The following is a 9,074-nucleotide window of genomic DNA, read 5'->3' as shown; positions in this document are numbered from 1 at the left end:
TACCGGTATCCGGCGTCCCGCATCCCCGAGGACACCATCGAGTCGGCGGCCTGGCGGACCTGCGCCTCGGTGATCCCGCATCCGAAACTGTTCCAACTGTTCCAGCCGAGCGGCGGGGTGAGCGCCGGGCTGCCCGGCGCAGCCGCTGCGGTGGAGTGTGCGGAGGCCACCAGGGACGTGGTGACCGTCAGCACGGTGGTCGCGAGAAGGCGGAGCAGTCGTCCGCCTGATCGTCTGGGCACCGGTGCCTCCTCAGCCGGACGGGTGCCGTGAGCGGGTGACGCCGTGACTGTCACGTTCATGACATCCCGTCGGTTCGAAATTTCGCATGCCATTCCGAAACTCGTGATGCCAGGGATGGTAGACGGAGGCCCGAACATGTCAACTGCGCGAGCATCCGTACGGGGATAGCGATGTACCTGCGGAGATTTGACTACGAAGGCTTCGAATGTTTCGAGGCGAGAGTCGAATAATGCGAGAAGGATTGACGGGATTCGAGAGCCTCCTATCATCCAGGGTGCTCGACACGTCGAAGCATGTTCGGCATACCGAACCAAGTAGTGCTCCACCCCGTACGAGGCAAGGCACCTCCAGGGTCACGGGCTACCGATTCGCCCTTCTTCACCACGCCACGCAGGCGTTCGCTGTCCGCGCCCTGAAGCGACCTGATCGCACTCGCACCACGCAACCCCCCACCCCCTCCACAAGGAAAACCATGAACCCACTGAAACGGCTCGGCTGTCGCCGAGCCTCCGTCCTGGGCCTGCTGGCCGCCACCGTCCTGGTGACACCGGGGACGGCGACCGGTGCGCCCGACGCCGTGCAGGCCTCCACCCTGGGCGCCCAGGCGGCCCAGTCCGGACGGTACTTCGGAACCGCCGTGGCTGCCGGACGGCTCGGCGACGGCACGTACACCGGCATCCTGGACCGTGAGTTCAACTCGGTCACCCCCGAGAACGAGATGAAGTGGGACGCGACCGAGCCGTCCCGCGGCTCGTTCACCTTCAGCCGCGCCGACCAGATCGCCGATCGCGCGCAGGCCCGCGGTCAGCGCCTGCGCGGCCACACCCTGGTCTGGCACTCCCAACTGCCCGGCTGGGTCAGCTCCATCAGGGACGCGAACACACTGCGCGGCGTGATGAACAACCACATCACCACCGTCATGAACCGCTACAAGGGCCGGATCCACTCGTGGGACGTGGTCAACGAGGCCTTCGCGGACGGCGGCAGCGGCCAGATGCGCAGCTCGGTCTTCCGGGACGTGCTGGGCACCGGCTTCATCGAGCAGGCCTTCCGCACGGCGCGATCCGCGGACCCGGCGGCCAAGCTCTGCTACAACGACTACAACATCGAGAACTGGAGCGACGCCAAGACGCAGGGCGTCTACCGCATGGTGCGCGACTTCAAGGCGCGCGGGGTGCCCATCGACTGCGTCGGCCTCCAGGCCCACTTCGGCGCCGGCGGCCCGCCCGGCAGCTTCCAGACGACGCTGTCGAGCTTCGCCGCCCTCGGGGTGGACGTCCAGATCACCGAGCTGGACATCGCACAGGCATCGACGACGGCCTACGCGAACACGGTGCGAGCCTGCATGAACGTCGCGCGCTGCACCGGCATCACGGTCTGGGGCATCCGCGACAGCGACTCCTGGCGCAGCGGCGAGAACCCGCTGCTGTTCGACCGCAACGGCAACAAGAAGCCGGCGTACAACGCGACACTGTCGACGATGGGCGGCACGCCCACCGCGGCCCGTAGTACGCCTCCTGCCTCCCGAGGCACCTCCACCACCGGCCGCGGCACGCCGGACGTCACCAGCGGCACGCCCGCCGGCTCACGCGGCGCCACCGACGCCGCCGCTCTGCCCAACCGCTACTCGTGGAGCTCCAGCGGCCCGCTGATCTCCCCGAAGCCGGACTCGACCCACAACATCGCCGGGATCAAGGACCCGACGGTCGTCCAGTACAACGGCAAGTACCACATGTTCGCCAGCACCGCCGGTTCCTCCGGCTACAACCTGGTCTACCTGAATTTCAGCGACTGGTCCCAGGCCGGCTCGGCCACGCACCACTATCTCGACCGCACCGCCATCGGTCGCGGGTACCGGGCCGCGCCGCAGGTCTTCTACTACGCGCCGCAACGCCTGTGGTACCTCGTGTACCAGACCGGCAACGCCTCATACTCCACCAACCCCGACATCGGCAACCCGAACGGATGGAGCGCGCCGCGCAACTTCTACTCGTCGATGCCGGACATCATCCGGCAGAACATCGGCAACGGTCACTGGGTCGACATGTGGGTGATCTGCGACAGCGGCAACTGCTACCTGTTCTCCTCCGACGACAACGGACACCTGTACCGCTCGCAGACGACCACCGGTCAGTTCCCGAACGGGTTCACCAACACCGTCATCGCGGCCAAGGACTCCAAGTACGCGTTGTTCGAGGCGAGCAACGTGTACAAGGTGCAGGGCAGTAACCAGTATCTGCTGCTCGTCGAAGCCATCGGATCGGACGGCCGACGCTACTTCCGGTCCTGGACCTCGGGCAGTCTGGCCGGTTCCTGGACGCCCCTGGCCTCGTCCGAGAGCAACCCCTTCGCACGGGCCAACAACGTCTCCTTCCCCTCGGGCGGCTGGACCCGGGACATCAGCCACGGCGAGATGATCCGGGCCGGCCACGACCAGACACTGACCATTCCGGCCTGCCGGCTCCAGTACCTCTACCAGGGCATGAACCCCAACGCGGGCGGCGACTACAACCTGCTCCCGTGGCGGCTCGGCCTGCTCACCCAGACCAACTCGTCCTGCTGACCGACCGTGCCGTGGGGAGCGCTTCCGTGGGAGCGCTCCCCATTCCCGGCCCGCCCCCGACCTTCACCCGCCCCCTGCCGGAAAGCCGAGGTACCCGTCATGCACCGCAGGCTCCTCGCCCTGGTGGCAGCGCTCTCCTCACTGCCGCTGGCGCTCGCCGCCGCCCCGACCGCTCACGCGGCCGACCCGACGACCATGACCAACGGGTTCTACGTGGACCCCGACTCCAGCGCGAAACGGTGGGTCGCCGCCAACCCCGGCGACGGCCGGGCCTCCGCGATCAACGCCTCCATCGCCAATACCCCGACGGCCCGCTGGTTCGGCTCCTGGAGCGGCAGCATCGGCACCGCCACCGGCGCGTACGCGGGGGCCGCGGACGCCCGGGACAAGCTGCCCCTCCTCGTCGCCTACAACATCTACAACCGTGACTACTGCGGCGGACACTCCGCGGGCGGAGCCTCGTCGCCGTCCGCCTACGCGAACTGGATCGCCCAGTTCGCGGGCGGGATCGCCGACCGCCCGGCCGTCGTCGTCCTCGAACCGGACTCCCTCGGGGACTACGGCTGCATGAGCCAGGCGCAGATCGACGAACGTGAGAGCATGCTGACCGGTGCGCTCGCCGAGTTCAGCCGCCGAGCTCCCCACACCTGGGTCTACCTCGACGCCGGCAACCCGGCCTGGGCGAGCGCGGCGACCATGGCCCGGCGTCTTCACGAAGCCGGTGTCCGGCAGGCTCACGGTTTCTCGCTCAACGTCTCCAACTACCTCACCACGGGCGAGAACACCGCGTACGCCGACGCCGTCAACAGGGAACTCAGCGCCCGGTACGGCTACACCAAGCCGTTCGTCGTGGACACCAGCCGCAACGGCAACGGCTCGAACGGCCAGTGGTGCAACCCGTCGGGCCGCCGTATCGGCACCCCCACCCGGCTGGGCGGAGGCGCCGAGATGCTTCTGTGGATCAAGGTTCCCGGCGAGTCGGACGGCAACTGCGGCGTGGGAGGCGGCTCCTCGGCCGGGCAGTTCCTCCCCGAGGTCGCCTACAAGATGATCTACGGCTACTGATCCCAGGCCGTTCGGGCACTTCCTGCGTTCCGTGCTTGGCTGATCCGGCACCAGGGCCGAGGCCGTCCGCGTCCTTCACGGGTGCGGTCGACCTCGGCCCGCAGGACGTTGCGGTCCGAGAGGGACCGATACGAGAAGCCAAGATCGACAACTGGTCAAACGTGATGTGAGCTGCGAAGCTGGAGTTCGAGGGCTCATCTACTAGGTTGTCTAGGAGGTACCCGTGAAGATGCTGATCAACGTCCCGGAGAACGTGGTCGCGGATGCGCTGCGCGGTCTGGCGGCTGCCCACCCGGAGCTGACCGTGGACGTGGAGAACCGGGTGATCGTGCGGCGGGACGCTCCCGTCACCGGACAGGTGGGGCTGGTCTCGGGCGGGGGCTCGGGGCACGAGCCGTTGCACGGCGGTTTCGTGGGCCCCGGCATGCTGTCGGCGGCCTGTCCGGGCGAGGTCTTCACCTCCCCCGTGCCCGACCAGATGCTGCGCGCGGCCGCCGCCGTGGACAGCGGGGCCGGCGTGCTGTTCATCGTGAAGAACTACACCGGGGACGTACTCAACTTCGACATGGCCGCCGAGATGGCCGAGGACGAGGGCATCCGGGTCGCGAAGGTGCTGGTCAACGATGACGTGGCGGTGACGGACAGTCTGTACACGGCGGGCCGTCGCGGTACGGGCGCGACCCTGTTCGTGGAGAAGATCGCGGGCGCCGCCGCAGCCGAGGGAATGCCTCTGGAGCGGGTCGAGGCCATCGCCCGGCAGGTGAACGAGAGCTCCCGCAGCTTCGGAATCGCGCTGAGCGCCTGCAGCACCCCCGCCAAGGGCAGCCCCACCTTCGATCTCCCGCCCGGCGAGCTGGAGTTGGGCATCGGCATCCACGGCGAACCCGGCCGGGAGCGGCGCGCCATGATGACCTCCGGCGAGATCGCCGAGGCCGCCGTCGAGGCGGTGGTGGAGGACCTCCAGCCGCGCAACCCGGTGCTGGTCCTGGTCAACGGCATGGGCGCGACACCGCTGCTGGAGCTGTACGGCTTCAACGCCGAGGTGCACCGGGTGCTCGCCCAGCGCGGCGTCCCCGTGGCCCGCGTCCTCGTGGGCAACTACGTCACCTCCCTGGACATGGCGGGCGCCTCGCTCACCCTGTGCCAGGTCGACGAGGAGCTGCTGCGGCTGTACGACGCGCCGGTCAAGACCCCGGGCCTGCGCTGGGGCGTGTGACCCCCAGGGGGTAGCGGATCACCACATACCTACCAGGCAAGGAGACCCAGTGCTCGACGCCGATTTCTTCCGCCGTTGGATGACGGCGACCGCCGCGTCCGTCGACCGGGAGGCGGAACGGCTGACCGCCCTCGACTCCCCCATCGGGGACGCCGACCACGGCAGCAACCTCCAGCGCGGGTTCACGGCCGTCGTGAGCGTCCTGGAGAAGGAGGCCCCCGACACGCCCGGCGGGGTCCTGACGTTGGCCGGACGCCAGCTGATCTCGACGGTCGGCGGCGCGTCGGGGCCGCTGTACGGGACGCTGCTGCGCCGTACCGGGAAGGCGCTGGGCGATGCCGGCGAAGTCAGTGCGGAGCAGCTGGCCGAGGCCTTCCGTGCGGGGGTGGACGCGGTCATGACGCTCGGCGGTGCCGCCCCGGGCGACGCGACCATGATCGACGCGCTGGTGCCCGCGGTGGACGCGCTCGGCGACTCGTTCGCGGCGGCCCGGACCGCCGCCGAGGAGGGCGCCGTGGCGACGACGCCCCTGCAGGCCCGCAAGGGCCGGGCGAGCTATGTGGGCGAGCGCAGCATCGGGCACCAGGACCCGGGCGCCACATCCTCGGCGCTGCTGATCGCCGCACTCGCGGAGGCCGCCGGTGAATGACGAGCAGCTGGTGGGAATCGTGCTGGTGTCGCACAGCGCGGAGGTGGCCGCGTCGGTCGCCGAGCTGGCGAAGGGGCTCGCGGGCGGCGGCCCGGCGGTACCCGTCGCTCCGGCGGGCGGTACCGAGGGCGGCGGGCTCGGCACCAGCTCCGAGCTGATCGCCGCGGCGGCCGCGTCCGTCGATCGCGGTGCCGGAGTCGCCGTGCTGACCGACCTGGGCAGCGCGGTGCTCACGGTGAAGGCGCTGCTGGCGGAGGGCGACGAACTCCCCGAGCGCACACGCCTGGTGGACGCCCCGTTCGTGGAGGGGGCCGTGGCCGCGGTCGTCACGGCGTCCACCGGGGCGGACCTGGCGGCGGTGGAGGCGGCCGCCACGGAGGCGTACACCTACCGGAAGGTGTGAGGCGCCGCGGCCGGGCACGCGAAAAGGCGGTGTGCCCGGCCGCAGGCGTACTGGTGAGGTGCCGTCAGCCGCTCAGCCCCCGTACGCCCGGCTCCCGGTCGCGAGCCGTTTCGCCACCCGCTCCCCCTTCGCCACGGCGGCTGCGTGGTCCTCGACGGGCGACACCTTGGTGTTCTTGAAGACGATGTAGGTGACGCCGGAGCGTACGCCGCCGCCGTGCGGGTCGGCGCGGATGCCGAGAGCCTTGGCGGTCGCGTAGGACGCCTCTCCGATGATGCCCCGCGGGCCCGCGTCGCCGACCACCGCGTACTGCACGCGGTCGCGGTACACGACGGCCACCACCGAACCGCCGCCGATGCCGTGGTCCCGGTAGTCCCAGCGGCGGCTCGGCGCGGGTACGACGATGAAGGGCAGGCGTTCGGCGCTCAGCGGGCGGCCGTCCGACTGGGGGTAGGCCGTGCTCGCGGCGAAGTACGGGTCGGTGCGGACGTTGCAGCGGGGGCCGGGCCGGCCGTCGCAGTCGATGTCCATGTCGGCCTTCCAGAACACGACGTCGCGGGTGCCGCAGACGGGGATGGTCGCGGGTGCGCCGTAGTCACTGCGGTAGCGGCCCCGGGAGACGGGGGTGCAGTCGCGCACCTCGGCGAGCAGGTCGGTGGCGCTCACAGTGCTCTCGCGCCATACCGTGGGCTGGGGGTGGGTGGCGGGGGGTGTCGTCGGGGCGAGCAGGACGTCGGGCCGGGGGTGGGCGGCGGGGGGTGTCGTCGGGGCGAGCAGGACGGCGCTGGCCGCGGCCAGGGTGAGCGACTGGACACGCACGATACGGGAGCCTCTCATGGGGGACCTGACGGGCACTCAGCCCAATCTGTTCCCGCGACGATCACCCGGCCACCGATGGGGGGCCGGACGGCGCACGTCCTCAACCCCCGACGGGGGCCGGGGGCCTGAGCCCGCGTAAGACTCCGGCCCCCCGGCCGCCCGGGCCGGCGCGGCTTCTGCGACGACAGCGGTCCGCGCGACAGGGACGAACTCCTCTTCGTGGAGCCGGAGTTCGACCGTGAGGCCTTCAGCATACGCAAGGCTCCCGGGAGGTCACGCACGGCCGGGGCGCGCCCCTTGCGGCCAGAACATCCCTGTTCGACCGGACGCCCTCTTGATGCGGTCCCGCCAACGGCGTCATATTGGTCCGGACCATTCCCGTGTACCGGCCGGCCGACCACCCCGCGGAGGCAGTGTCGTGCGAGGACGTCCCACTCCCTCAGCCCTCCTCCGCCACCTGGCGCTCTGCGGAACTCTCGCGCTGGTCACCTCCTGCGGCCCGGCCGGGGCGGAGGAGGGGGACGGCGGCCGTGCGCCCGGTGCGCCGACGGGTGTCACCGCCGCGTCGGGCAGCGCGACGAGCGTGCACGTCATGTGGAACACGACCGACCGGGCCGATGTCTACGAGGTGTATCGCGGCACCACGAAGGTCAAGGAAGTACCAGGTTCGCAGCACATGGTGGATGTCACCAGACTCCGGCCCTCCACGCTGTACGTCTTCTCCGTGCGGGCGCGGGACGCCGACGGGCGGCTCGGGCCACCCAGCCGCCGGGTGCGGGCGAAGACGCCCGCGGCCGTGGCGGACGACCGCTCCGCGCCGACCCGCCCGTCGGCGCCCCACGGCCGGGCGGTGGGAAGCCGGGCGGTCCAGCTGTCCTGGTCGGCCTCGACGGACGACCGGGGTGTGGTGTCGTACGACATCCACCAAGGAGGCACCAAGATCCACAGTGTGGGCGGAGACCAGACGGCCACCGTACTCACGGGGCTGCGGCCGGGCACGCGCTACGCGTTCACCGTCCGGGCCCGGGACGCGGCCGGGAACCTCTCCCCCGCCGCACCCACCGTCCGCCTCACCACCCCGGGCACCGGCGACGGCCGGGCCACCGCCCCCACCGGGTTCCGGGTGACGAGCCACCGTGCGGACGGGGCGTACCACCTGGACCTGAGCTGGGTGCCGCCCCGCGTGGACGGTGAGGTCACCGAGTACCGGATCCAGCTGGACGGCCGGCCCGCCACGTCCCTGGTGTTCGGCGGCAGCGCCCCGCGTGACCGGGCCACGTACAGCTTCTACGTGGGGCGGAGAGCCGGTGTCACCCACCGGGTCCGTATCAGGGCGATGCTGCCGGACGGCACCTGGGGAGGTCTCTCGGCGGAGCGGACGGTGACGACGGGGCCCTGACGTCCTGCGCGGCATCGGCCGGGAGGAGGAACCCGTCACCTGCACGGGGGCGCTCGGAGTGCGGCCGTGGCCGGGGGCGCTTTGGCTGACCCCGAGGCAGCACGGGCGTTCCCCGACCCTCGGCGGCGCCAGGGATGTACCGCCGACCGTGCCGCCGGAGGGCAGTCCACATGCGCAACTCATCGTCAGTTCTCCGCTCCGGCCTGACCGTGGCAGTCGCCGCGCTGCCCCTCGCCCTGGCCGCGGTGCCCGCCGTCGCGGGCCCGGGCATCTCCGTGAGCACCACGGGGTCCACGGTGTCGGTCACGACCAGCTCGTGCACCCAGATCAACGGCAGCTGGGGTACCGCCTCGCTCCTCACCAGCAGTCAGGGCAGCTTCGCCCAGGGCCGCCAGGTGACGCTGTCGGGGACGTCCCTGAGTCAGTCCGCGGCCTGGTCGAACGTCTCCCCGGGCACGTACACGGTCATCGTCGTCTGCTCGGACGGCACCACCGCGGGCACGCAGTCCGTCGTGGTCTCCACCGCCCCCTCCCCCTCGCGGTCCGCGTCCCCCTCGGTCTCGCCGTCCCGCGGTGTGATGGGCGGGGTCGGCGGCAGCACGACGGATTACGGGACCGTCACGCTGGTGGCGGGCGGCACGCTGGTCGGAGCGGGCCTCATCGGGACGGCCTGGTACCTGCGCCGGCGCAACAAGCCGTACCGGCTCTGATCCGGTG

General features: G+C 70.9%; 8 protein-coding genes and 1 pseudogene. 7 read left to right on the top strand and 2 right to left on the bottom strand.

Annotated elements, in window-relative coordinates:
* Nucleotides 1–242, bottom strand: a pseudogene (locus ACZ7EG_RS39180) (alpha-galactosidase); the annotation flags it as partial.
* Between the two features lie 473 nt (nucleotides 243–715).
* Between ACZ7EG_RS39180 and ACZ7EG_RS39175 the strand changes: the two are divergent.
* From ACZ7EG_RS39175 to ACZ7EG_RS39155, 5 genes are all read left to right on the top strand, one after another.
* A complete protein-coding gene (locus ACZ7EG_RS39175) occupies nucleotides 716–2,806 on the top strand; it encodes a glycoside hydrolase (protein ID WP_471089534.1) in 2,091 nt (696 codons plus the stop codon).
* A gap of 99 nt (nucleotides 2,807–2,905) precedes the next feature.
* The gene (locus ACZ7EG_RS39170; RefSeq protein ID WP_471089531.1) at nucleotides 2,906–3,871 is read left to right on the top strand and encodes a glycoside hydrolase family 6 protein; all 966 of its coding nucleotides are present in this window, start codon (nucleotides 2,906–2,908) and stop codon (nucleotides 3,869–3,871) included.
* Between the two features lie 223 nt (nucleotides 3,872–4,094).
* A complete protein-coding gene (gene dhaK, locus ACZ7EG_RS39165; RefSeq protein WP_471089528.1) occupies nucleotides 4,095–5,087 on the top strand; it encodes a dihydroxyacetone kinase subunit DhaK in 993 nt (330 codons plus the stop codon).
* Between the two features lie 49 nt (nucleotides 5,088–5,136).
* Nucleotides 5,137–5,736 carry a dihydroxyacetone kinase subunit DhaL gene (dhaL, locus tag ACZ7EG_RS39160; RefSeq protein WP_471089525.1) on the top strand — a complete coding sequence of 200 codons (600 nt, stop codon included), beginning with the start codon at nucleotides 5,137–5,139 and terminating at the stop codon, nucleotides 5,734–5,736.
* Nucleotides 5,729–6,139, top strand: a complete 411-nt coding sequence (locus ACZ7EG_RS39155; protein WP_471089522.1) for a PTS-dependent dihydroxyacetone kinase phosphotransferase subunit DhaM — start codon at nucleotides 5,729–5,731, stop codon at nucleotides 6,137–6,139. Before dhaL ends, ACZ7EG_RS39155 begins: the two co-directional genes overlap by 8 nt.
* A 72-nt stretch (nucleotides 6,140–6,211) precedes the next feature.
* Here the strand turns inward: ACZ7EG_RS39155 and ACZ7EG_RS39150 are convergent, their stop codons facing one another.
* The gene (locus ACZ7EG_RS39150) at nucleotides 6,212–6,958 is read right to left on the bottom strand and encodes a glycoside hydrolase family 75 protein (protein ID WP_471089519.1); all 747 of its coding nucleotides are present in this window, start codon (nucleotides 6,956–6,958) and stop codon (nucleotides 6,212–6,214) included.
* Between the two features lie 418 nt (nucleotides 6,959–7,376).
* Between ACZ7EG_RS39150 and ACZ7EG_RS39145 the strand changes: the two genes are divergently transcribed.
* Nucleotides 7,377–8,357 (top strand): fibronectin type III domain-containing protein, encoded by a 981-nt coding sequence (locus tag ACZ7EG_RS39145; protein ID WP_471089516.1) that lies wholly within the window; start codon nucleotides 7,377–7,379, stop codon nucleotides 8,355–8,357.
* A 170-nt stretch (nucleotides 8,358–8,527) separates the two neighbouring features.
* Nucleotides 8,528–9,067 carry a hypothetical protein gene (locus ACZ7EG_RS39140; protein ID WP_471089513.1) on the top strand — a complete coding sequence of 180 codons (540 nt, stop codon included), beginning with the start codon at nucleotides 8,528–8,530 and terminating at the stop codon, nucleotides 9,065–9,067.
* Nucleotides 9,068–9,074 lie beyond the last annotated feature (7 nt).

The sequence above is a fragment of the Streptomyces sp. NPDC037100 genome, assembly GCF_055606225.1.
This window is presented reverse-complemented; position numbering and strand designations above follow the sequence as displayed.

What these genes read in the sequence shown, in the direction of transcription:
- ACZ7EG_RS39140 (WP_471089513.1), top strand. Translation starts at nt 8,528, where the DNA reads ATGCGCAACTCATCGTCAGTTCTCCGCTCCGGCCTGACCGTGGCAGTC.
- ACZ7EG_RS39170 (WP_471089531.1), top strand. Translation starts at nt 2,906, where the DNA reads ATGCACCGCAGGCTCCTCGCCCTGGTGGCAGCGCTCTCCTCACTGCCG.
- ACZ7EG_RS39175 (WP_471089534.1), top strand. Translation starts at nt 716, where the DNA reads ATGAACCCACTGAAACGGCTCGGCTGTCGCCGAGCCTCCGTCCTGGGC.